This window comes from Pseudomonas sp. H3_E04, assembly GCF_054668915.1.
The window spans coordinates 2,690,951-2,712,754 of the sequence record NZ_CP162797.1; the positions used below are offsets into that span (position 1 = coordinate 2,690,951).

Sequence of the window (21,804 nt, forward strand, 5' to 3'; positions counted from 1 at the left end):
CCTCAGTTCCACAAGCCGATTTTTTCCAGCTCTTGCTTGAAGTTTTCGCGAGTGATCAGGGTGACGTCATCCATGGCGGTGTACTTCGGCGGCTCTTTGCCGGCGGTGATCCACTCGTACATCATTTCGGCGGTCTTATAGCCTTCGATGTGCGGGCTTGGCAGCATCGAACCGAAGAAGCCGCTGTTAGGCTTTTTCAGTTCGCCGATGGCGTCGGTGCCGTTGATGCCGATGCCGATCACGTTGCTCGCGGCAAAACCGGCCGCTTCGGTGGCACGCACGCCGCCGAGCACGGTGTTGTCGTTCATGCCGCCGATGATCAGGTTTTTTGCCGCGCTTGGCAGTTTCACCAGCGCCGAGTTGGTGGCATCCATGCTGCCCGGTACGTCGAGGGTTTTCAGTGCGGCGAAGAGGATGTGGTCCTCAGGCATGCCGGCCTTTTTCAGCGCATCGACCGAACCATCGGTGCGCTTTTTGCCGGTGTCGAGTTCGTTGTAGGTGTTGACCACCGCGTAGGTGTCTTTCCAGTCCCAGTTACGCTTCTTCGCTTCGGCGGCCATCGCGGCGCCCTGCTTCTGGCCAACTTCAAATGCGGCCATGCCCAGGTACGGCACGTCTTCCATGAATTTGCCGTTGGCGTCGACAAAACGGTCGTCGACGGCAATCACTTTCAGATCGTTGATCTTGGCTTTGGCCATGATGGCAGGGCCCAGAGACACGTCCGGCGGGCAGATCACGAAGCCCTTGGCGCCGTTGGCGGCGAGGCTGTCGATCGCCGAGAGGGTTTTCTCGCCATCGGGCACGGCGATCTTGATCAATTCAAAGCCTTTGTCCTTGGCGGCTTTTTCGGCAAAAGCCCATTCGGTCTGGAACCACGGTTCTTCGGCCTGCTTGACCAGAAAACCGATCTTCACCGCGTCGGCGGCGAGCAGCGCGCTGCTCAGGCTGAACGCAGTGACCGCCAGGGCAGTGCTGCACAGGGTACGAATCCCGAAACGACGTTTCATCAGATGACTCCTTGTTATTTTTTTTGAGCAAGGTTTGAAAAGCGTTGAAGCGTGTTCTCAGTGAAGCTGGTTGAAAATAGTCATATCGTATGATGATTGGATTTCAAGCGTAGTTCAGCGCTGGAAATCCGTTTCATTCAGTCGTGGTACATCACCGAGCGACCACCATCGATGGTGATGCACGAAGCGTTGATAAACGGTGCCTCATCGCTGGCCAGGAACACTGCCGTCATCGCCACCTCGATCGGCTGGCCGATGCGCTTGGGCGGATGCAGATCAAAGGCGCGCTGCCGTTCGGCGTGCGGATCGGCAAAGCCGTTCCAGTAATCGACGTTCAATTGCGTTTCGATGTAGCCCGGCGCGATGGCGTTGACGCGAATGCCCTTGGCCGCGTATTCGATGCCGAGGGCGCGGGTCAGGCCGAGCAGGCCATGCTTGGCCACCGGGTACGGGAAGCAACCGGGAATGATGTGGCTGGAATGGGTCGAGGCGATGTTGATGATGCTGCCCACACCCTGCTCGATCATCTGCGGCAGCACGGCTTTGCAGCCATACCAGGCGCCGTCCAGATCGATGGCGAAGCAGCGGCGCCAGTCCTCTTCGGTCATCTGCAAAGGATCGCGGAACACATTGACCCCGGCGCAGTTGACCAGTACGTCGATGCGGCCATGCAATTCCACGGCGCGTCGGGCCAGGGCGTGCAGATCCTGCTGATTCGATACGTCAGCCTTGAGCGCTTGCACGTCATGGCCCTGATCCCGCCAGTGAGCGGCGACCTGCTCGACCTTGTCGGCCTGGATATCGCTGATGAGTAATCTGGCTTGCTGCGAGGCGAACGCGGCGACAATCGCTTCGCCGATGCCCTGAGCGGCCCCGGTCAGCAGCACAACCTTGTTTTTCAGGCGCTCGCCTTTCGGCGGGGCCGGCACTTGCGGCAATGTCAGCGCTTCAGCCATGGCTCAGGCCTCCTGCGCGCAGGCGCAAAAAAACCGGGCATCGGTGGATGTCCGGTTCTGACGGCTCGGAAAAATAAACAGGCAAGCGTCACCAGCGGCATTGAGCCGTGGCGAAAGGCGGATCCCGCTTGCGCGGGCGAGAAGAATTCGCTGCATCACTTCACCTGTTTTGTTCTTTTTAAGTGTGAGTGCGTGTTACTGCTGGGGCCGACTATAAACCCGACCGCCAAATAATCTCAATATATAATTTTGCATCCCATATTTTGGGATCTAGCCAGAAAAACGCGTACAGAGTTTTCCTGCAACGTCGACGCGCATGGTCAGCACCGCGCCATCCAATGGATGGTTCAGCGGACTCTTCGCGCTGGTGATGAACAGGGTTTTCAAGTCTTCGCCACCGAACACACAACTGGTCGGGCGACTGACCGGTAGATCGATCTTGCGATCCACCTGCCCGTCCGGCGTCAGGCGCAACAGGCAACTGCCGTCCCAGCGTGCATTCCACACGTAGCCTTCGGCATCCATGGCCGAGCCGTCAGGGCCGCCGTGTTGATCGGAGGAGTAAAACACCTGTGGCGCATCAAGACTGCCGTCGGTGCGGATGAAATATCGATTGAGCGTGCTGTCGAGACTTTCACCAAACAGCAGCGAGGTGCCGTCATCGCCCCACAACAAAGTGTTGGGGATGCCCAGACCGAGCAGCAGCGGTGTCACGCGCTGATCGGGATCGATACGGAACAGGCCACCGGAACGGCGCACCAGCGGCAGATCCTCGCCGTGCTCGCCGATGTTGTTTTGCATGGTGCCCAACCACAACCGGCCCAAGGCATCGCAACGGGCTTCGTTGGGGCGGTTGCCCGGTTGCGGGTCGGCGACGCAGAACAGCGTCAACCGTGGCTCGAGGCCAGGCGAATCGAGATCCAGTCGATAGACACCGCTGCTGAGCGTGACCAACGCATCGCCGCTGGCGCAGGGAATGAAGGCGGAGATGTGCTCAGGCATCTGCCAGATCTGCACGTTCTGGCCGATCAGGCGCAACGCTTGTTTGCCAGCGATATCGACCCAGTACAACGCCTGGGTCGGCGCATCCCAGAACGGGCCTTCGCCGAGTTGCGCGCGGTGTTGGGTCAGGGCGGTGCAGGTCATCTGGAATCCTTCATGTTCTTGTTGTTTTCAATGTGGGAGCAAGCCTGCTCGCGAAAGCGGCGTGTCAGTCGTTGATGATGCATATGACCTGACGCATTCGCGAGCAGGCTCGCTTCCACAGGGGATTTTCGATCTTAGCTGGCTTTGCGGTCGGCCATGACTTTCGGGTAAAAACGTTTAATCGCCAGATCGGCATTGTCGATCAGGGTCATGCACGCCCACACGCCACGGGTCGAATCGCGCGCGGCGATGGCATCGGCCATGTCTTTATGAATCGGCAAGGTGCGGCGCAATTCATCGGGGTCGGCGGCGGAGACTTCGAACGACACCGCCAGCAACGCGCCGAGGGCCGGGACCATTTGTTCGATGAACTGATTATGGCTGGCAGCAAGGATGCATTCGTGGAAGGCCTGGTCGGCACGGTTGTAATCAATGCCGCTGTCGACCGCTCGTTCCAGTGCGTTGAAGGCCAGTTGTACCGCTTCGATCTGCTCTGGCGTTGCGCGCTCACAGGCCCAGCGCACCGCCATTGGCTCGATGGTGCGGCGCAAATCCAGCAAGTCATCGACGAAGTTTTCCGGCAAGCCGTTGCGCGACAGCCAACCGACCACTTGCGGATCGAACAGATTCCAGCGCCGGACCGGCAACACCCGCGTGCCGACCTTCGGTCCGACCTCGAGCATGCCTTTGGCGACAAGGGTCTTGATGGCTTCGCGAATCACCGTACGGCTGACGCCGAGCTGCTCACCCAGATCCGCCTCAACCTTGATGGTCTGCCCCGGCTTGACCTGGCCAGCGGCGATCCAACTGCCCAGCCAGTCAACGGTTGACGCATGAAAGCTGCTGGACATGAACACCTCAAGGCGAATCGCGATGGGTGCTTACGCTAATCATCATACGAATAACAGTCAATCGGATTTTGCAGCTTATCCATAAACCAAATGTGGGAGCGGGCTTGCTCGCGAATGCGGCGTGTCAGTCAGCAAACTATTTGACTGAACCACCGCATTCGCGAGCAAGCCCGCTCCCACATTTTGATGCTGTGTCAGGGTTCCAGCCCGATACGAAAGAACTCGCCGCCACTCCACACGCCCAACCAGCGCTGGCCATCGATCTCGCGGCTCACCGCCAGTTCCACCAACTGGTAAAACACATTGCGGTGAATCAGTGCTTCAAGGTTGCTGCGCACATTCACATAAGGCGCAGGCTCTTGGGTCTCAGGGTCGATCTCGACACGGAGCGGATGCTCGGCTCCCGCCTCGGCGGTTTCATCGACGTTGGTGGTAAAGCGCAGAACCTGCGCCTCGCCCTCGCCTTCCACTTCTACGGCAACCGCTATGAACGGCGCGTCATCGACCTTGATCCCGACCTTCTCGACCGGGGTGATCAGGAAGTAATCATCGCCGTCGCGGCGGATGATGGTGGAGAACAGTTTGACCATCGGCTTGCGCCCGATCGGCGTACCCAGGTAATACCAGGTGCCGTCGCGGGCGATGCGCATGTCGATGTCGCCGCAGAAATCCGGGTTCCACAAATGCACCGGTGGCAGGCCTTTGGTCTTGGGGATCTGCCCCAGCAGGTCATTGGCTGTTTGCGGGTCACTCATGGCGTACTCCTTGATTACTGGTCGCCGATCCCCAGCAGGCTGCGTGCGTATTGCGCCAGCGGCGGACCGATGAGGTCTTCGGGTTTGGAGTCATGGAACGTCAGTAAACCGCCACGACTCTTGATCCGTGCAGTATCAATCAAATACTGGGTGCTGGTCTCGATCAACATGATCTGAATCACGCCGCCATCGATACCGAGGCGATCCACGGCTTCCTGATCCAGCCACTCGTCGGAGTTGCCAATGCGGTCGTCAGCCTTGGCGAAACGTGTGTAGAGCAGGTAATGCGCGCCGGCATCCCGGGCTTCGCCCATGGCTTGGTCGAGGCCTTCCGGCGCACGGGCACGGCGGACCATCGGGAAGTATTCGACAAAGCCCTTGAAGGCTTCTTCGGCGACCACGTTCGGCCGTGGATAGGAACCACCCGGTGGCGCGAACGCGCCCTGGGCGATGAAGATGAACGAGTCCGGCTGAATGCGGATATTGTTCACCCGGCGGCTGTCGCTGTGGTCCAGAAGCCCCGCATCGCTCATGTGATAGCGAGTGCCTTCGGCCATATCGCTGACATTCATGCAGCCGCCAAGTGCCAAAACGGCCAGCAGCAAAACCAGGCTACGCATCCTATTCCTCCAGAAGCCGGTGTCGGAAAACCGGCGAATGGCCGTTGGATGCAGCTTTTGCGCCAGCTCGGCAAATTCAGTGATAGAGGCATTCGCGAGCAGGCTCGCTCCCACAATTGAACTGCATTCCAAAGGTGGGAGCAACGGTGCGACGATTCGACCTGCTCGCGAAGGCGGTTAATCAGCCGCCAATGATCTTCATGACAGTAGCGCCGCCAGAGAACGCCACCTCCTGCTTGTCACCCAACGCCTTGACCAGCAAACGTTGCAGCGCCGGCAACGCCTGATGGCGCGGCTTGTCGAGCAGATCGCCGACATAGTGGCGGTTGCTCGACGACAGGCAGCCATGCAGCCAACCGGTCGAGGACAGGCGCAGGCGCGAGCAGGTGCGGCAGAACGGCACGCTTTCGTTGGCGATCACCCCGAAAGTGCCGCGACCGGGAATCGCGTAGCGTACCGCCGTGGCGTCCACCGGAGCGTCAGTCTGGGCGTATTCATAACGTTCGCCGATCAAGCCGAGCAACTGCTCAAGGCTGACGAATTGCTGCAGGAAGGCATTGGAATCCTTGGCCAGGTGGCCCATGCGCATCAACTCGATGAAACGCAGTTCAAAACCTCGTTCCAGGCAGTAATCGAGCAGCGGCATGACCTGATCGAGATTCTGCCCGCGCAACGGCACCATGTTGACCTTGATCTTCATCCCGGCGGCGGCAGCCTGATCCATGCCATCGAGCACGCTGGCCAGATCGCCGCCACGAGCGATGCTGCGGAAAGCAGCGGCATCAAGCGTATCGAGGGAAACGTTGATCCGACGCAGACCGGCATCCACCAGCAACGGGAGTTTTTTCGCGAGGAGTTGACCGTTGGTGGTCAGGCTGATGTCGTCGAGGCCCATCTGGCCGACGGCAGTCATGAACGATTCGAGTTTGGGGCTGACCAGTGGCTCGCCGCCAGTGATGCGCAGGCGCTCGATGCCGGCCGCTTCGATCAGGTATTCGACGCCGCGTGCCATGGCTTCGGCCGACAGTTCATCCTGCGCAGCCACCAACCGCTTGCCGTTGGGCACGCAATAGGTACAGGCGTAATTGCAGGCAGAGGTCAGGCTGATGCGCAAATTGCGAAAACGCCTGCCTTGACGGTCAACGATCATGAAACACTCCGGCGAAAGAAAATCGAGCGAGCAAAACTTGACTGAGAAATCAGGTTTTAGCAAGCCCTAAGCCTGAGTATATTCCTGTGCTATTGCGCCATGTTGCGAAAACACGGCGCAATCAGCCCGCTGAATGACTTATGTGCTCGGCGTTTCCGGGTCGCGCTTGCGCTTGTTGCCCATGCGCACGCCGATGTCCATCAGGAACTGGAAGAAACCTTCCTGATCTTCCAGCACATTGCTCCAGAACGGCGAGTGATACAGCGCCACCGCGCCATGCACCAGCGCCCAGGATGCGCAGTAGTGGAAGTACGGCGGCACGTCTTCGAGCTTGCCTTCGCTGATGCGGCCCTTGATCAGCAGCGTCAGGCGTTCGAAGTTCGAGGCACGGATCTTGTGCAGCTCCTCGACCATCTCCGGCACCTGATTGCCCTTGACCACTTTCTCTTCGAGGCGGTCGAACAGACGATAGCGCTGCGGGTCGCGCATGCGGAATTCGAAGTAGGCGCGCGACAGCGCTTCCTTGTCCTTGTCGACATCCGCCGAATGCAGCAGCTCGTTCAGATCGCGCTCGTAGTCGAGCATCAGGCGCAAGTAGATCTCGGCCTTGGATTTGAAGTGCTTGTAGATCGTGCCTTTGCCGATACCCACGGCATCAGCAATCATCTCGACGGTGACACTGTCTTCACCCTGGTCGAGGAACAGCTTGAGCGCGGTATCGAGAATTTCCTGCTCGCGGCGACGAAATTCACGGACCTTACGAGGTTCTTTATGCATAAGAAAAAGGTCTGAAGGGTCAAAATTCGAAGCCGCGTATTATGCCTAACTTGCACAAAAAAGCACGGTTCATCGACCAAATCTGTGTTTCTTGTTCATTTTGAGAACGATTGGAGTGCAATGAGAACTCAACTGAAGCAAACGTATTCCAAATTTGTTTAAAAACCCCGACCGGCTCACTGGACTGCACGCCAGACTGATCAATACTTGAACTGTCGGGCGACATCTCCCCCAAGTGTCGTGCCGGTAAAGGTACCAACGGACCGCGTGCCTTTGTTTTACTCCTAATGGTCTTAACCCGGATTCACCCCCCAGAACCCGGGTTTTTTTTGCCTGCGATTTGGCCAGCCGTTACAGGGCAGATTTAACACTCGCCAGCGGGAACAAGCGCTTGAAGTTTTCCGTGGTCTGCTCGGCAAAGCGCTCGTAGTTCTCACCACGCAGCATCGCCAGAAACTCCGCCACTTCGCGCACGTACTGCGGCAGGTTCGGCTTGCCGCGATACGGGATCGGCGCCAGGTACGGCGAGTCGGTTTCCACCAGCAGGCGATCGGCCGGCACTTTGCTCGCCACATCACGCAGGGCGTCGGCATTGCGGAACGTGACGATGCCCGACAGGGAGATGTAATACCCCATGTCCAGCGCCGCTTTGGCCATGTCCCAGTCTTCGGTGAAGCAATGCAACACGCCGGCCTGAGGCAGAGCCGCTTCGCGCAACAGTTCAAGGGTGTCGGCACGGGCGCCGCGAGTGTGGATGATTACCGGTTTGCCGGTCTGCTGCGCCGCTTGCAGGTGCAGGCGAAACGATTCCTGCTGCAACTCGGCGGCTTCCGGCTCGTAGTGATAATCGAGGCCGGTTTCGCCGATCGCCACCACTTTCGGGTGATTGAGTTCGTGCAGCAGCCAATCCAGCGCCGGTGCCGCGCCCGGCTGCACATCCAGCGGATGCACGCCGACCGAGCAATCAACGTCGGCATACCGCTCGGCGAGGGCTTTGACGTCGGCGGCGTTGTCGGCACTGACGCCGATGCACAGAAAGTGTCCGACCCCGCGCTCGCGAGCCGCAACGAGTGCGGCATCCAGCGAGCCGTCATGGGCGGCGAGGTCGAGACGATCAAGGTGACAATGGGAATCTACGAGCATAAAAAGGACTGCAACTTACATCGTATGAGTGGGACGGTCGGATTTCAGCGCTCCGGCCAGATGAGTTTCTATGCGACTGCGCGCAGTGTCGTCGCCGTCGTTGAATTGCACACCGACACCGGCGGCGCGATTGCCTTGTGCGCCTTTGGGAGTGATCCAGGCAACTTTGCCGGCGACGGGAATTTTTTCCGCTTCATCCATCAGGTGCAAAAGCATGAACACCTCGTCGCCCAACCGGTAGCTTTTGTTGGTCGGGATGAACAGACCACCATTCTTGATGAACGGCATGTAGGCGGCGTAAAGCACCGACTTGTCCTTGATGGTCAGGGACAAGATGCCGTTACGCGGCCCCGGGCTGACAGGCTCAATCATGTTCACCTCCACTGCTGATCTTCAGAGTCTAGGTACACATTCTTATCTTTGACCAGGCAATCCCACCCATTGCACCAACAATGCTTCCAGCAGCAAGGCCGGATTGAGGTTGGCCTTGCTCAACACTTTCTGCCGTTGGGCGAGAATCCAGTCCTGAATATCCAGCACTTTGCCCTGCGCGCTTTTCTGCGCCAGGTACTGCACGACCTTGCGCATATCGGCCAGGCCGAGGCCGGCTTCGTCCTGAGTCAGTTGATAACGCAGGATCAGGCTCGACCAGTCGCAGAACCAGTCGAACAGGCGCAGCATCGGAATGCTTTTCCACTCTTCGGCCAATTGCGTCGGCGATTGCTGGCCCTTGAGCAACTTTTTTACGCCTTCGACCACTTTTGCACGCTGTTCACGCACACCTTGCGATTGCAAGCTGACCGCCATCAGCGGCGAACCGGCGGCCAGCGTCAGCAGTTCGACGCGCTCTTCTTCCGCGCAATCCGGCAGCGCCTGGGCCAGCCATTGCAGACTCATCGCCTCGCCCGGCAGCGGGCAGGCCTGCTGTACGCAGCGGCTCTTGATGGTTGGCAACAAACGGCTCGGCTGATGACTGACCAACAGCAGAACCGTGTCGCCGGACGGCTCTTCAAGACTTTTGAGCAAGGCGTTGGCAGCATTGATATTCATCGACTCGACCGGCTCGATCAACACCACTTTGCGCCCGCCAAGCTGCGCGGTCTGCACGACGAAACTGACCAGATCACGAACCTGATCGACCTTGATCGCCTTGTCCGCCTCTTCCGGCTCGAGAATGTAATTGTCCGGATGACTGCCGGCCTTGAGCAGCAGACAGGATTTGCACTCGCCGCACGCCTCAGGCGTGGGGCGCTGACACAGCAGGCTGGCCATCAAGCGCTCGGCAAGCGCACGTTTGCCGATGCCGGCCGGACCGTGCAGCAGATACGCATGGGCATGCTGACTGCGTCCGGCCAGTTGCTGCCACAGGCTGTCCTGCCATGGATAGGCCTCAGCCACGGGCCAGCTCCAGCAGGTTGGGCAACAAGGTATCCAGCGACTGCTGAACCTTGACCAATGATTGACCGGCATCAATGCGCACGTAGCGCGCCGGGTCGGCTTCAGCGCGCTTCAGGAACGCATTGCGCACGTTCTCGAAAAACGCCTGGCCTTCGAGTTCGAAACGGTCCAGTCGACCACGGGCACTGGCGCGGGCCAGACCGATCTCTACGGGCAGATCGAAAATCAGTGTCAGATCGGGCCGCAAGTCGCCCTGCACGAACGTTTCCAGGGCGGCGATGCGCTCCAGCGACAAGCCACGACCGCCGCCCTGATAGGCGTATGTCGAGTCGGTGAAACGGTCACACAGCACCACAGCGCCACGGGCCAGGGCCGGGCGAATCACCTCTGCCAGATGCTGGGCGCGTGCGGCGAACACCAGCAGCAGCTCGGCGTCCGGGTGCATCACTTCGTCGGCCGGGGTCAGCAACACGTCACGAATCCGCTCGGCCAGTGGCGTACCGCCAGGCTCACGGGTCAGCAGCACTTCGATACCGGCGGCGCGCAGGCGCTCGGCGAGGTATTCGCGGTTGGTGCTCTTGCCCGCGCCTTCCGGGCCTTCCAGGGTAATAAACAAGCCAGTCACAGGCAGTCCTTCATCAAAGTCATTGCGCGTTCTGTGGTGCAGCGGCGTCCGGTTCCGGGGCTGGCGCAGGTTCTTGCGGCGGCACTTGTGGCAGCGCCTCGGGCGCGGTGTTCGGCGAGGCCGCCGGAATCGCCTCATCGGTGGCCGGCGCGGTTACTGGTGCCGGGCTGGAACGGTAATCGGCACGGCGCTTGAGCTGGTATTCGCGCACCGCGTTGTTGTGCGCATCCAGATCATCGGAGAACACATGGCTGCCATCGCCACGGGCAACGAAATACAGGCTGCTGCCTTCCACCGGGTTGAGCGCAGCATGAATCGCTTCGCGCCCGACCATCGCAATCGGGGTAGGTGGCAAACCGGGAATAACGTAAGTGTTATAGGGCGTCGGTTCTTTCAGGTGGGCGCGGGTCAGTTTGCCCGTGTAGCGGTCGCCGAGGCCATAAATCACCGTCGGATCGGTCTGCAACTGCATGCCCAGCGCCATGCGCCGTACGAACACACCGGCAATCTGCCCGCGCTCCTGCGGAACGCCGGTCTCTTTCTCGACCAGCGAGGCCATGATCAGCGCTTGATAAGGTTCGCTGTAAGGCACATCGGCAGAACGCTGCGCCCACTCTTTGGCGAGCACCTCATCGAGACGATCAAAGGCTTTCTTCAACAGCTCGGCATCGGACATGCCGCGTACGAAACGATAGGTGTCCGGGAAAAACCGGCCTTCGGGGAACAAGCCCTTGTGGCCAATCTTCGCCATGACGTCGCTGTCGCTCAGACCATTGAGGGTCTGCTCCAGCTTTTCATCCTTGGCCAAAGCGGCACGCACTTGATGGAAAGTCCAGCCTTCGACCAGGGTCAGGCTGTACTGAACCACGTCGCCACGCTTCCACGAATCAATCAGACCGTTGACGGTCATGCCCGGCTGCATGCGGTACTCGCCGCTGTGAATCGGTGTGCCGGCAAGATTGAAGCGCCAGTAGACGCGCAGCCAGAACGCGTCCTTGATGACGCCATCGGTTTCGAGTTCAAGGAAGGTACGGGTCGGTGTAGAGCCTTTCGGTACATCCAGCAGTTGTTCCTGCGGGATGTTCAGGGGCTGTTCCAGCGCCGAATGAATTTTCCAGGCGCTGGCGCCCAACAGCAGCCCTGCCAGAACCAGTCCGGTTTCCAGCAGCAGCAAAAGTTTACGTCTCACGAATCAAGCATCCAGTAGCGCGCGGGCAATGGTTTGCAGTTTACGGGTGAGCGGGCCAACCGGCCAGCTCAGTGCAGCACAGGCGCGTACCGGCCAGACGCCATAAACGCTGTTGCAGACAAACACTTCATCAGCCCATTGCAGCTGTTCGAGGCTGATATCGGCAATTTGGGTGGGGATGGCCAGTGACTCGGCCTGAAACAATATTTCCGCGCGCATCACCCCGGCAACGCCGCAGCGCTTCAAGTCAGGCGTCATCAGCCCGCCGTCACGCACCAGGAAAATATTGCTGAACACGCCTTCGACGACGCGCCCGGCCTGATCGAGCATCAAGCCTTCGGCATGCTCGCTGTCCTGCCATTCGGCGCGGGCGAGCACCTGTTCCAGTCGATTCAGATGTTTGAGCCCGGCCAGCAGAGGTTGCGTGGACAAGCGGGTGGTGCAGGGAAACAGGCGGATGCCATGCTCGGCGTGAGCAGCAGGATAAGCCGCCGGCGGGCTGCCTTGCAGAATGCGTCGGCCCTGCGCCGCAGGGTCGGGCGCATAACCGCGCAAGCCATCGCCGCGAGTGAGGATGAGCTTGAGTACGCCCTCCTCCATCGCTGCCGCGTAGCTGAGCAGCTCACGGCGAATCAGCTCGAGATCGGTCGCGATGGCCAGACGCGCGCAGCCATCAGCCAGACGCGCCAGATGCCGATCCAGCAGGATCGGCTGACCATTGTGCACAGCAATGGTCTCGAACAGACCATCGCCGTAAGCCAGGCCGCGATCTTTCAGCGACAGCGCGTCAGCCGGTTGACCGTCGACCCAGCTGTCCATCAGCCGGCGAACCGGCGGAACGCCAGCGTACCGTTGGTGCCGCCAAAACCGAAGGAGTTGGACAGCACGACATCGATGTCCATGTTGCGCGCAGTGTGCGCAACGAAATCGAGATCGCAGCCTTCATCCGGCTCATCGAGGTTGATGGTCGGCGGCGCCACTTGGCTGTTGATCGCCAGCACGCTGAAGATCGCCTCGACTGCGCCCGCTGCTCCCAACAGGTGGCCGGTCATCGACTTGGTCGAGCTGACCGCCAGCTTGTAGGCGTGATCGCCGAACACCGACTTGATCGCATTGGCTTCGGCAAGGTCGCCGGCCGGGGTCGAAGTGCCGTGGGCGTTGATGTACTGCACTTGATCGACATTGATCTTCGCGTCGCGCAAGGCATTGGTGATGCAGCGCGCGGCACCGGCGCCGTCGGCGGGTGGCGAGGTCATGTGGAATGCATCGCCACTGGTGCCGAAACCGATCAGTTCGGCGTAGATCGTTGCACCACGGGCCTTGGCGTGTTCGAGCTCTTCGAGAACCAGAGCTCCAGCACCGTCGGACAGAACGAAGCCATCACGACCCTTGTCCCACGGACGGCTGGCGCGGGTCGGCTCGTCGTTGCGCGTCGACAGCGCACGGGACGCCCCGAAGCCGCCCATGCCCAGGCCGCAGGCGGCCATTTCTGCACCGCCGGCAATCATCACGTCGGCTTCGTCGTACATGATGTTGCGCGCCGCCATGCCGATGCAGTGCGTGCCGGTGGTGCATGCGGTGGCGATGGCGTAGTTGGGTCCCTGTGCGCCCAGATGGATCGACAGGAAGCCGGAAATCATATTGATGATCGAGCCAGGCACAAAGAACGGAGAGATCCGTCGCGGACCGGTCTCGTGCAGGGTGCGGCTGGTCTCTTCGATGTTGGTCAGACCGCCAATCCCCGAACCCATGGCCACGCCAATGCGCTCACGGTTGGCATCGGTGACTTCCAGACCGGCGTTGCGCACGGCTTGAAAGCCTGCGGCGAGGCCGTACTGAATGAACAGGTCGAGCTTGCGCGCTTCCTTGACCGACAGGTATTCCTCGACATTGAAGCCTTTGACCGAACCGCCAAAGCGGGTCGAATAGGCAGAAAGGTCGGTGTGTTCGATCAGACCAATGCCACTGCGGCCAGCCAGAATGCCCTGCCAACTGCTCGGCACATCCGTGCCCAGTGGCGACAACATACCCATACCGGTGACTACGACGCGTCTACGCGACACAGCACTCTCCTTTTTCAAATGACGACTTTGCATCAGGCCTAAAGAAAAAACCGCACGCCATGATGGCAGTGCGGTTTTTCCATGACAGCAAGCAACGATTACAAACTATTACGCCTGGTGGCTGGTAACGTAGTCGATTGCAGCTTGTACAGTAGTGATCTTTTCAGCTTCTTCGTCAGGGATTTCGGTCTCGAATTCCTCTTCCAGAGCCATCACCAGCTCAACGGTGTCAAGGGAGTCGGCACCCAGGTCTTCTACGAAGGAAGCGGTGTTGACCACTTCTTCTTCTTTAACACCCAGTTGCTCGGCAACGATTTTCTTGACGCGCTCTTCGATGGTGCTCATACCTTGTTTTCACTCCTAATGGACAAATTCAGGCAGCTGGCCAGTGGGTAAGTGTATAGAAAGCCTTTTCAGTTTTTCAACTGAAAGCTTCACTCCTCAAACCCTGCGACCCTCTGCCTATAAATAGATTGCAGCTTTATAACGGATTTTAGACAGCTCGTATGACATTTTTTTGAAGCAATCCGTCACATTTTACTTACATGTACATCCCACCGTTCACCGGGATTGTAGCCCCGGTAACGTATGCCGCACCGTCGGATGCAAGAAAAGCGACCACGGACGCGATCTCTTGAGCTTGCCCCAGACGACCCACCGGAATCTGCGTCTGCAAGGCTTCACGCTGTGCTTCAGGCAGTTCGCGGGTCATATCGGTGTCGATGAACCCTGGGGTTACCGAGTTGACCGTAATCGAACGCGAACCGACTTCACGCGCCATCGCCCGACTGAAACCTTCCAGACCGGCCTTGGCGGCTGCATAGTTTACTTGGCCGGCGTTGCCCATGGCACCCACCACCGAACCAATACTGATAATCCGACCCCAACGCGCTTTGGTCATGCCACGCAAAACGCCCTTGGACAGGCGATACAGACTGTTCAGGTTGGTATCGATCACGTCGTACCACTCGTCGTCTTTCATGCGCATCATCAGGTTATCGCGGGTGATACCGGCATTATTGACCAGAATCGCCACCGGCGCACCGAACTGCTCCTGAATGCCCGCCAGTACCGCGCTGACCGATTCGTCGCTGGTGACATTGAGTTCGAAACCGGCACCCTGGATACCGTTTTCCTTCAGGGTCGCGGCAATGCGCTCGGCGCCCGACGCGGAGGTCGCGGTGCCGACAACGATGGCGCCTTGACGACCCAATTCCAGCGCGATGGCCTGGCCGATACCGCGGCTTGCACCGGTGACCAGTGCAACTTTACCTTGCAGACTCATGCAAGTTTCTCCTGATTCAGGCCTGCGCTGCGCGAGCGGCAGCGAAGGCGTCTGGGGTATTGAGATTGGAAGTCGAAACGCCTTCGGCGCAACGCTTGTTCAGACCAGCGAGGACTTTGCCCGGGCCGCATTCGACCAGATTGGTCGCGCCCTTGGCGGCCAAAGTCTGCACCGATTCAACCCAGCGCACTGGCTTGTAGAGCTGTTCGAGCAGATCACGCTTGAGGGTTTCCAGATCGACCGGCACTTGAGCGCTGACGTTCTGCACTACCGGGATCTGCGGCGCCTGCCAGTCGATGGCGGCGATGGATTCGGCGAAGCGCTCGGCAGCCGGACGCATCAGCTCGCAGTGCGACGGCACGCTCACCGGCAACGGCATGGCGCGTTTGGCACCACGGGCCTTGCAGCCTTCGATGGCGCGCTCGACAGCCGCCTTGGCACCGGCGATCACTACTTGGCCCGGCGAGTTGAAATTCACTGCGCTGACGACTTCGCCCTGCGCCGCTTCGGCGCAGGCAGCCAGCACGTCGGCATCTTCCAGGCCGAGGATCGCGGCCATGCCGCCCTGCCCGGCCGGCACCGCTTCCTGCATCAACTGACCACGGCGCTCAACGAGCTTGACCGCGTCAGCCAGTGTCAGGCTGCCGGCAGCGACCAGCGCGCTGTATTCACCCAGGCTATGGCCGGCGACAAACGCTGGACGCGCGCCGCCTTCGGCCAGCCACAGACGCCACAGGGCGATCGATGCGGTCAGAATGGCCGGTTGGGTTTTGTCGGTTTGATTGAGCAGCTCTTCCGGGCCCTGCTGGGTCAGTGCCCACAGGTCGTAGCCCAGCGCAGCAGAGGCTTCTTGAAAGGTTTCGAGGATCAGCGGATGTTGCGCGCCCAGCTCGGCCAGCATGCCGAGGGACTGCGAACCCTGTCCTGGAAAGACGAATGCGAGGGAAGCAGACATGTAACAAGCCCCTAATGATCTTGTCGTCGGAAAATAACGCCCCGTTGGGGACGCCAGAAACTGACAGTTTGGATGGCCCTTTGAACCGGGCGGTCACATTTAAGCATTGTCCGACGAAAACGCCTAAGACAACAGTTCCTCCAGACGACCGTGGAGACGCTCGGGCAGGTTCTCCTGAATCTCGATCAGCGCCCGCTGAATCGCACTCTGAAAGCCCTGCACGCCGGCCGATCCGTGGCTTTTCACGACGATGCCCTGCAAACCGAGAAAGCTTGCGCCATTATGTCGCGCCGGGGCCAGGTCGGCCTGCAGACGCTTCATCAACGGCAGCGCGAGAGCGCCGACAGCACGCGAAGCGAAGTTTTTCTTGAACAACGCCTCGATGCGCGCCGCAATCATCGTCGCCAGACCTTCGCTGGACTTGAGCAGGATATTGCCGACGAAGCCGTCACACACCACCACGTCGGCCTCACCGCGATACAAGCCGTCGCCTTCGATAAAACCGATGTAGTTGATCCCGCGCGCAGCCTGCAACAGCGTTGCGGCCAGTTTGACCTGCTGATTGCCCTTGATGTCTTCGGTGCCGATGTTCAGCAGCGCCACACGCGGACGGGCAATACCCAAGGTCTGCGCGGCCACCGAACCCATCACAGCAAACTGCAACAGATGCTCGGCGCTGCAATCGACGTTGGCGCCAAGATCGAGCAACTGGCAATAACCGGTCTGCGTCGGAATGGCCGCGACCATGGCCGGACGATCAATACCGGGCAGCGTCTTGAGCACGAATCGCGACAAGGCCATCAACGCACCGGTATTGCCGGCACTGACACAGGCCTGCACCTTGCCATCGCGCAGGAGTTCCAGGGCGACACGCATCGACGAATCCGGCTTGCCACGCAAGGCCTGGGCGGGTTTTTCGTCCATGGTGATGACTTCGCTGGCCGCAACAATTGTCAGGCGCGCGCGATCGGCAGCCGACTGGCCGTGGATCAGTTCTTCAAGAAGGGAGGGTTGACCGACGAGGGTCAGATGCAGCGAGGGTGTAGCAGACAGGCAAGCAAGACTGGCCTGAACAATGCTGCGGGGACCGAAGTCCCCGCCCATTGCGTCAATCGCGATGACTTGAGCAGACAAGTGATTACTCGTCAGCGCCCTTGTCGATCACTTTACGGCCACGGTATACGCCTTCTGGCGATACGTGGTGACGCAGGTGAACTTCACCAGTGGTTTTTTCTACAGACAGGGTGCTAGCCTCGAGAGCGTCGTGCGAACGGCGCATGTCACGGGCAGAGCGGGATTTTTTGTTCTGCTGAACAGCCATAATTGATTAACTCCTAAACGTTTGGGTCACGCTTTAACTGCGCCAATACACTGAACGGGTTGGACCGCGTTACCTCGTCCTCGCTCGGTTCGGGCTCATCTGCTCCCGCCGGCTGCTGGCATTCTTCCGGATGATGAGCAGGCACAATGGGCAAGGCGAGCAGAAGCTCCTCCTCGATCAGTGACTGCAGATCCAATGGATCTTCGCCCAGTTCCAGCACGTCATAACCTTTCGGCAACGACTGGGTATTCGCACCCTCCTTCACCACCGCGTAACTGCATTCGCTGTGGATCGGCAGGGTGACCAGCTCAAGACAACGCTGGCAAACCATTTTGACTTCGGTGTCGATAAAGCTGTGGATCACCACAGACTTACGTTCATCTCGTTCAAAAACGAATTTGGCCTGCACCGTACCGACATCGTCGGAAAGCGGGTCGCAGAGTCTCTTCAAATCGGCCAGCAGCAGTTCACCTTGAAGGGTGGTGCCACGGTCAGCCAATTTGCGCGGGTCAACGTGAGGTGGAATCGGGTCATTCAACATAGGCGCAGCATTATAGGGATGCACCCACCCATGTCAAAGGAAATTGTGCCCTGTCCGTCACTTGCGCGCCTCCGCTAGAATCCGCACTTGCCTCAGGAGACGTCCATGCTGCCTTTATTACTCGCTTCAAGCTCGACTTATCGCCGCGAATTGCTCGCCCGCCTGCACTTGCCGTTCGTCTGCAGCTCGCCGGACATCGACGAAAGTCACCGCCCAGGCGAGTCCGCAATCGAGTTGGTCAAACGCCTCGCTGAAGAAAAGGCCCGAGCCCTGGCGGACAGCCACCCTGCTCACCTGATCATTGGTTCTGACCAGGTTGCCGTCCTCGGCGAACAGATCATCGGCAAACCGCACACCTTCGAAAATGCCCGCGAGCAATTGATGGCGGCCAGCGGCGCGAGCGTGACCTTCCTGACCGGCCTGGCGCTGCTCAATAGCCAGACCGGCCAATGCCAGGTCGACTGCGTGCCCTTCACCGTGCACATGCGCCAACTGGATCAGGCGCGCATCGAGCGCTATCTGCGCATCGAGCAGCCGTACGACTGCGCCGGCAGCTTCAAGGCCGAAGGATTGGGTGTGAGCCTGTTTCAATCGACCGAAGGCCCGGACGCCACCAGCCTGATCGGCCTGCCGCTGATTCGCCTGATCGATATGTTGCTGGTCGAAGGCGTGCAAATCCCTTAAAAGCAAAAGATCGCAGCCTTTGGCAGCTCCCACACCGATTGTGCAAGAGCTGCGGCAAACTGCGATCTTCTGCCCTTGAAACAATTTACCGCAACGAAGGCCCGTGGAAACCCATCCACATCGCCAACTGCTCAGCCACGCTGGCACCGAGCTTTTTCGAGAAGCGATCGAACGGCGATTCCTGCACGGTGAAGTCCACCAGTTCCTTCTCGCCAATCACATCACGCGCCACCGAACTGGCACTGCCCAAGCCATCGATCAGGCCCAGCGGCAGCGCCTGCTCACCCGACCAGACCAGTCCGGAAAACAGCTCCGGATGCTCCTTGTCCTTCAGACGATCGCCACGGCCCTGCTTGACGCTGTTGATGAACTGCTTGTGCGTGGTGTCGAGCACGCTTTGCCAGAATGCGGTTTCTTCAGGCTTTTGCGGCTGGAACGGATCAAGAAACGCCTTGTGCTCGCCCGAGGTGTAGGTGCGACGCTCAACGCCGAGTTTCTCCATGGTGCCGACGAAACCGTAACCCGCCGCCGTCACGCCGATCGAGCCGACCAGACTGGCCTTGTCGGCGTAGATCTGATCCGCCGCGCTGGCGATGTAATAGGCGCCCGAAGCACCAAGATCGGAAATCACTGCGTAGAGCTTGATCTCCGGGTGCAAAGCTCGCAGACGCTTGATCTCGTCATAGACATAACCGGACTGCACCGGACTGCCGCCCGGACTGTTGATGCGCAGGACTACGCCCTTGACCTTTTTGTCTTCGAATGCCGCACGCAGGCTGCCAACGATATTGTCGGCGCTGGCCGGTTCCTTGTCGGCGATCACGCCGTCGATCTCGATCAACGCCGTGTAGTTCGGGCCGCGAGTGGCGCTTTTTTCCATGTCCATCAGCGGCGTGAACAGCAGCAGCGCAACAAAAAGATAAACAAACGTCAGCAGCTTGAAGAAAATCCCCCAGCGCCGCGAACGGCGTTGTTCCTGCACACCGGCCAGCAAAGTCTTTTCCAACAGCTTCCAGCTTTTCGCGTCACCGTCGTCGGCACTTGCCTTGGCCGGTGCTTTCCATTCGTCGGTCATGCCATCTACCCCAGCAAAAACGTATTAAGCCCGCTGACCCAGCCAGGCGTGCAATTCAGAAAAACGGTCGATCGATAGGCGTGGCTCGAACTGCTGCAGGGACTCGATCGATTGCGCGCCATAACTGACCGCCACCGAATCCATCCCCGCGTTGCGTGCCATCAGCAGATCAAACGACGAATCACCGACCATCAACGCCTGCTGCGGACGTACGCCGCAGTGACTGACGATCTGCTCAAGCATCAGAGGGTGTGGCTTGCTGGCAGTTTCATCGGCGGCGCGGGTGATATCGAAATAATCTTCCCAGCCATTGGCCTTGAGCACGCGATCCAGCCCGCGACGGTTTTTGCCCGTCGCAACCGCCAGGTGATAACCCTGCTCGCGAAACGATGCCATCGACTCGACCACGCCTTCGAACAGCGGCGAAGGCACGGCTTCGGCAGCGATGTAGTGATCGGCGTAGTACTCGCGAAACGCGAGCATTTCTGCGTCGCTGATTTCGGGATACAGGGTGCGAATCGCTTCCGGCAAGCCGAGACCGATGATGCCTTTGACGGCGAAGTCATCGCGCAGCTCGAAGCCGGAACGTCCGGACGCCGAATGCATGGCCTCGACGATCCGATGGATGGAATCGGCGAGGGTGCCGTCCCAGTCGAAAATCAGCAGTTTGTAATCAGATGGGCGCACTCAATCGCTCCACGGTTTTGGCCCACATTTCGTCCACGGGCGCTTGCAAATTCAGCTTGCCGCCGTCGGGCAGCGGCACCGTCAGCATGTAAGCGTGCAGGAACAGACGCTTACCGCCCAGATCGCGGATTTCCTTGGTGAAATCCTCGTCGCCATACTTGCTGTCACCCGCAATGCAATGGCCAGCATGCAAGGTGTGCACGCGAATCTGGTGGGTACGGCCGGTAACCGGTTTAGCTTCGACCATGGTGGCAAAATCACCGAAGCGGCGCAGCACCTTGAACATCGTCAGGGCTTCTTTGCCCTCGTCATTGACTTCGACCATGCGCTCGCCGGAACGCAGATTGCTCTTGAGCAACGGTGCACGAACCTGCTTGATCGAGGTTGCCCAATTGCCCCGGACCAGCGCCATGTAGCGCTTGTCGACGCCATCGCCGCGCAGTTGCTCGTGCAGGTGGCGCAACATGCTGCGCTTCTTGGCGATCATCAGCAGACCGGAGGTGTCGCGGTCGAGACGGTGAACCAGCTCCAGCTCCTTGGCATCGGGACGCAACTGACGAAAGGCTTCGATCACGCCGAAATTCAGCCCGCTACCGCCATGAACCGCAATGCCGGCGGGCTTATTGATCACGATCAGGGCCTTGTCTTCGAAGACGATCGAGGCCTCCAGGCGCTGCAACAGCCCCTGGGCCAGCGGCACCGGTTCGTCGCGCTCAGGCACGCGAACCGGCGGCACGCGCACGATGTCGCCGGCCTGCAGCTTGTATTCGGGCTTGATCCGACCTTTGTTCACGCGCACTTCGCCTTTGCGCAAAATGCGGTAAATCAAGGTCTTGGGCACGCCTTTGAGCCGGGCGAGGAGAAAGTTGTCGATTCGTTGGCCGGCATACTCCGGCGAGACTTCAAGCAGTTGAACGCCTGGAGTCGAAGGGGCAGTAGTTGTCATGCCGCAGATGATAACAATTTTTATGGAATTGAAGCACTTAATCATTGCTGCTATAGTCGCGAACGCCGCCAAAAGCGGCCTGGACAGCGGAACCACGGTCAACGACCGGCCCTGACCAACGCAATTCACCAGGGCGCGAGGCCGTCCTACGGGGCATTCGCTACGTAACGGTGGAGTTTGTGGTTGTAACGAGCGCAGGTGACATGAGGCCTGAATTACACCGCCGAGCAGAGTTATCACTCGCCCGGCAGGCAACATTCAAGGCCAGTTCACAAAGTGCAGTCGACTGCGAATGACCCCGAGCGATTGCTTCGGAAACATCGCCTGAATTAGCCATGATGCGTGACCTCCCCTTTCGGAGCTCACGGTAAATGCCAACCCGCTGCGGATTCTGCGCGCGGCAGCACCCGAATTATCAGGGATACGTGTAGGGTGGAGATGCACAACCGCCGGACTGTGTAGCAACAAGCTTTGATCAAGACGCTTCATCTCGTCCACAGCCGCTGGTTGATTCCTCCTCCTGACTGAGTGCTTAAGTAGCCACAGCAAGCAGGACGCGTACGTCGCGGTATCGGCCCAATTGGCCGCACATCGCTGGACACGGGAATGGCCAACCACTCCCGACGCACC

Annotated in this window: 25 protein-coding genes; 1 reads left to right on the plus strand and 24 read right to left on the minus strand. The window is 59.5% G+C overall.

The genetic code is table 11. The features are described 5' to 3' along the window. Window positions 1-2: 2 nt before the first annotated feature. The 21 genes from AB4N53_RS12025 to AB4N53_RS12125 all read right to left on the minus strand — a co-directional run bounded on the left by AB4N53_RS12025 (window position 3) and on the right by AB4N53_RS12125 (window position 17,782). Window positions 3-1,007, minus strand: coding sequence for a substrate-binding domain-containing protein (locus tag AB4N53_RS12025; RefSeq protein ID WP_016770973.1), 1,005 nt, complete (start codon window positions 1,005-1,007; stop codon window positions 3-5). Window positions 1,008-1,144: 137 nt separating this feature from the next. Continuing rightward, window positions 1,145-1,963: an SDR family oxidoreductase gene (locus AB4N53_RS12030; protein WP_460120717.1), complete on the minus strand. Its 819-nt coding sequence runs from the start codon at window positions 1,961-1,963 to the stop codon at window positions 1,145-1,147. Between the two features lie 270 nt (window positions 1,964-2,233). After that, on the minus strand, window positions 2,234-3,109 hold the full coding sequence (locus tag AB4N53_RS12035; RefSeq protein WP_460120719.1) for an SMP-30/gluconolactonase/LRE family protein: 876 nt from the start codon (window positions 3,107-3,109) through the stop codon (window positions 2,234-2,236). 134 nt (window positions 3,110-3,243) lie between these two features. Then, a complete protein-coding gene (locus AB4N53_RS12040) occupies window positions 3,244-3,960 on the minus strand; it encodes a FadR/GntR family transcriptional regulator (protein WP_039760144.1) in 717 nt (238 codons plus the stop codon). Between the two features lie 194 nt (window positions 3,961-4,154). Then, the gene (locus AB4N53_RS12045) at window positions 4,155-4,715 is read right to left on the minus strand and encodes a DUF1285 domain-containing protein (protein ID WP_460120721.1); all 561 of its coding nucleotides are present in this window, start codon (window positions 4,713-4,715) and stop codon (window positions 4,155-4,157) included. A 14-nt stretch (window positions 4,716-4,729) separates the two neighbouring features. Continuing rightward, on the minus strand, window positions 4,730-5,335 hold the full coding sequence (locus AB4N53_RS12050; protein ID WP_024013915.1) for a DUF4823 domain-containing protein: 606 nt from the start codon (window positions 5,333-5,335) through the stop codon (window positions 4,730-4,732). A 181-nt stretch (window positions 5,336-5,516) separates the two neighbouring features. Continuing rightward, on the minus strand, window positions 5,517-6,485 hold the full coding sequence (locus AB4N53_RS12055; protein ID WP_041479439.1) for a GTP 3',8-cyclase MoaA: 969 nt from the start codon (window positions 6,483-6,485) through the stop codon (window positions 5,517-5,519). 138 nt (window positions 6,486-6,623) lie between these two features. Next, entirely contained in the window at window positions 6,624-7,262 is a 639-nt protein-coding gene (locus tag AB4N53_RS12060; protein WP_016770981.1) for a TetR/AcrR family transcriptional regulator, read from the minus strand. Between the two features lie 351 nt (window positions 7,263-7,613). Then, complete coding sequence (locus tag AB4N53_RS12065; protein ID WP_460120724.1) at window positions 7,614-8,405, minus strand: TatD family hydrolase; 792 nt, start codon at window positions 8,403-8,405, stop codon at window positions 7,614-7,616. 15 nt (window positions 8,406-8,420) lie between these two features. After that, window positions 8,421-8,777: a PilZ domain-containing protein gene (locus AB4N53_RS12070; RefSeq protein WP_016770983.1), complete on the minus strand. Its 357-nt coding sequence runs from the start codon at window positions 8,775-8,777 to the stop codon at window positions 8,421-8,423. A gap of 42 nt (window positions 8,778-8,819) precedes the next feature. Beyond that, window positions 8,820-9,803, minus strand: a complete 984-nt coding sequence (locus tag AB4N53_RS12075) for a DNA polymerase III subunit delta' (protein ID WP_460120726.1) — start codon at window positions 9,801-9,803, stop codon at window positions 8,820-8,822. After that, complete coding sequence (gene tmk / locus AB4N53_RS12080) at window positions 9,796-10,428, minus strand: dTMP kinase (protein ID WP_460120728.1); 633 nt, start codon at window positions 10,426-10,428, stop codon at window positions 9,796-9,798. The genes AB4N53_RS12075 and tmk overlap by 8 nt, the downstream gene beginning before the upstream one ends. 19 nt (window positions 10,429-10,447) lie before the next feature. Next, window positions 10,448-11,617: an endolytic transglycosylase MltG gene (gene mltG / locus AB4N53_RS12085; RefSeq protein ID WP_460120730.1), complete on the minus strand. Its 1,170-nt coding sequence runs from the start codon at window positions 11,615-11,617 to the stop codon at window positions 10,448-10,450. A gap of 3 nt (window positions 11,618-11,620) precedes the next feature. Beyond that, on the minus strand, window positions 11,621-12,436 hold the full coding sequence (gene pabC, locus AB4N53_RS12090) for an aminodeoxychorismate lyase (RefSeq protein ID WP_460120732.1): 816 nt from the start codon (window positions 12,434-12,436) through the stop codon (window positions 11,621-11,623). Further along, on the minus strand, window positions 12,436-13,680 hold the full coding sequence (gene fabF / locus AB4N53_RS12095) for a beta-ketoacyl-ACP synthase II (protein ID WP_038860467.1): 1,245 nt from the start codon (window positions 13,678-13,680) through the stop codon (window positions 12,436-12,438). Before fabF ends, pabC begins: the two co-directional genes overlap by 1 nt. A 108-nt stretch (window positions 13,681-13,788) precedes the next feature. Then, complete coding sequence (gene acpP, locus AB4N53_RS12100) at window positions 13,789-14,025, minus strand: acyl carrier protein (RefSeq protein WP_003175607.1); 237 nt, start codon at window positions 14,023-14,025, stop codon at window positions 13,789-13,791. Window positions 14,026-14,221: 196 nt separating this feature from the next. Then, the gene (fabG, locus tag AB4N53_RS12105; RefSeq protein ID WP_460120734.1) at window positions 14,222-14,965 is read right to left on the minus strand and encodes a 3-oxoacyl-ACP reductase FabG; all 744 of its coding nucleotides are present in this window, start codon (window positions 14,963-14,965) and stop codon (window positions 14,222-14,224) included. Between the two features lie 16 nt (window positions 14,966-14,981). Continuing rightward, window positions 14,982-15,920, minus strand: a complete 939-nt coding sequence (fabD, locus tag AB4N53_RS12110) for an ACP S-malonyltransferase (RefSeq protein ID WP_460120736.1) — start codon at window positions 15,918-15,920, stop codon at window positions 14,982-14,984. Window positions 15,921-16,043: 123 nt separating this feature from the next. Further along, a complete protein-coding gene (gene plsX / locus AB4N53_RS12115) occupies window positions 16,044-17,054 on the minus strand; it encodes a phosphate acyltransferase PlsX (RefSeq protein WP_081932528.1) in 1,011 nt (336 codons plus the stop codon). A 4-nt stretch (window positions 17,055-17,058) separates the two neighbouring features. Continuing rightward, window positions 17,059-17,241 carry a 50S ribosomal protein L32 gene (rpmF, locus tag AB4N53_RS12120; RefSeq protein ID WP_003179396.1) on the minus strand — a complete coding sequence of 61 codons (183 nt, stop codon included), beginning with the start codon at window positions 17,239-17,241 and terminating at the stop codon, window positions 17,059-17,061. A 13-nt stretch (window positions 17,242-17,254) separates the two neighbouring features. Next, on the minus strand, window positions 17,255-17,782 hold the full coding sequence (locus tag AB4N53_RS12125; protein WP_003204262.1) for a YceD family protein: 528 nt from the start codon (window positions 17,780-17,782) through the stop codon (window positions 17,255-17,257). Between the two features lie 105 nt (window positions 17,783-17,887). Here AB4N53_RS12125 and AB4N53_RS12130 point away from each other — a divergent pair, with 105 nt between their 5' ends. After that, window positions 17,888-18,466, plus strand: a complete 579-nt coding sequence (locus AB4N53_RS12130) for a Maf family protein (RefSeq protein ID WP_460120738.1) — start codon at window positions 17,888-17,890, stop codon at window positions 18,464-18,466. 85 nt (window positions 18,467-18,551) lie between these two features. On the opposite strand, the gene sppA is transcribed toward AB4N53_RS12130, so the two are convergent. From sppA to rluC, 3 genes are read right to left on the minus strand one after another with little or no spacing between them, the layout of a single operon-like run. Continuing rightward, window positions 18,552-19,541, minus strand: a complete 990-nt coding sequence (sppA, locus tag AB4N53_RS12135) for a signal peptide peptidase SppA (protein ID WP_076563808.1) — start codon at window positions 19,539-19,541, stop codon at window positions 18,552-18,554. 24 nt (window positions 19,542-19,565) lie between these two features. Next, on the minus strand, window positions 19,566-20,228 hold the full coding sequence (locus tag AB4N53_RS12140) for an HAD-IA family hydrolase (RefSeq protein ID WP_217862820.1): 663 nt from the start codon (window positions 20,226-20,228) through the stop codon (window positions 19,566-19,568). Next, window positions 20,215-21,174 (minus strand): 23S rRNA pseudouridine(955/2504/2580) synthase RluC, encoded by a 960-nt coding sequence (gene rluC, locus AB4N53_RS12145; protein ID WP_415761807.1) that lies wholly within the window; start codon window positions 21,172-21,174, stop codon window positions 20,215-20,217. The genes AB4N53_RS12140 and rluC overlap by 14 nt, the downstream gene beginning before the upstream one ends. Window positions 21,175-21,804 lie beyond the last annotated feature (630 nt).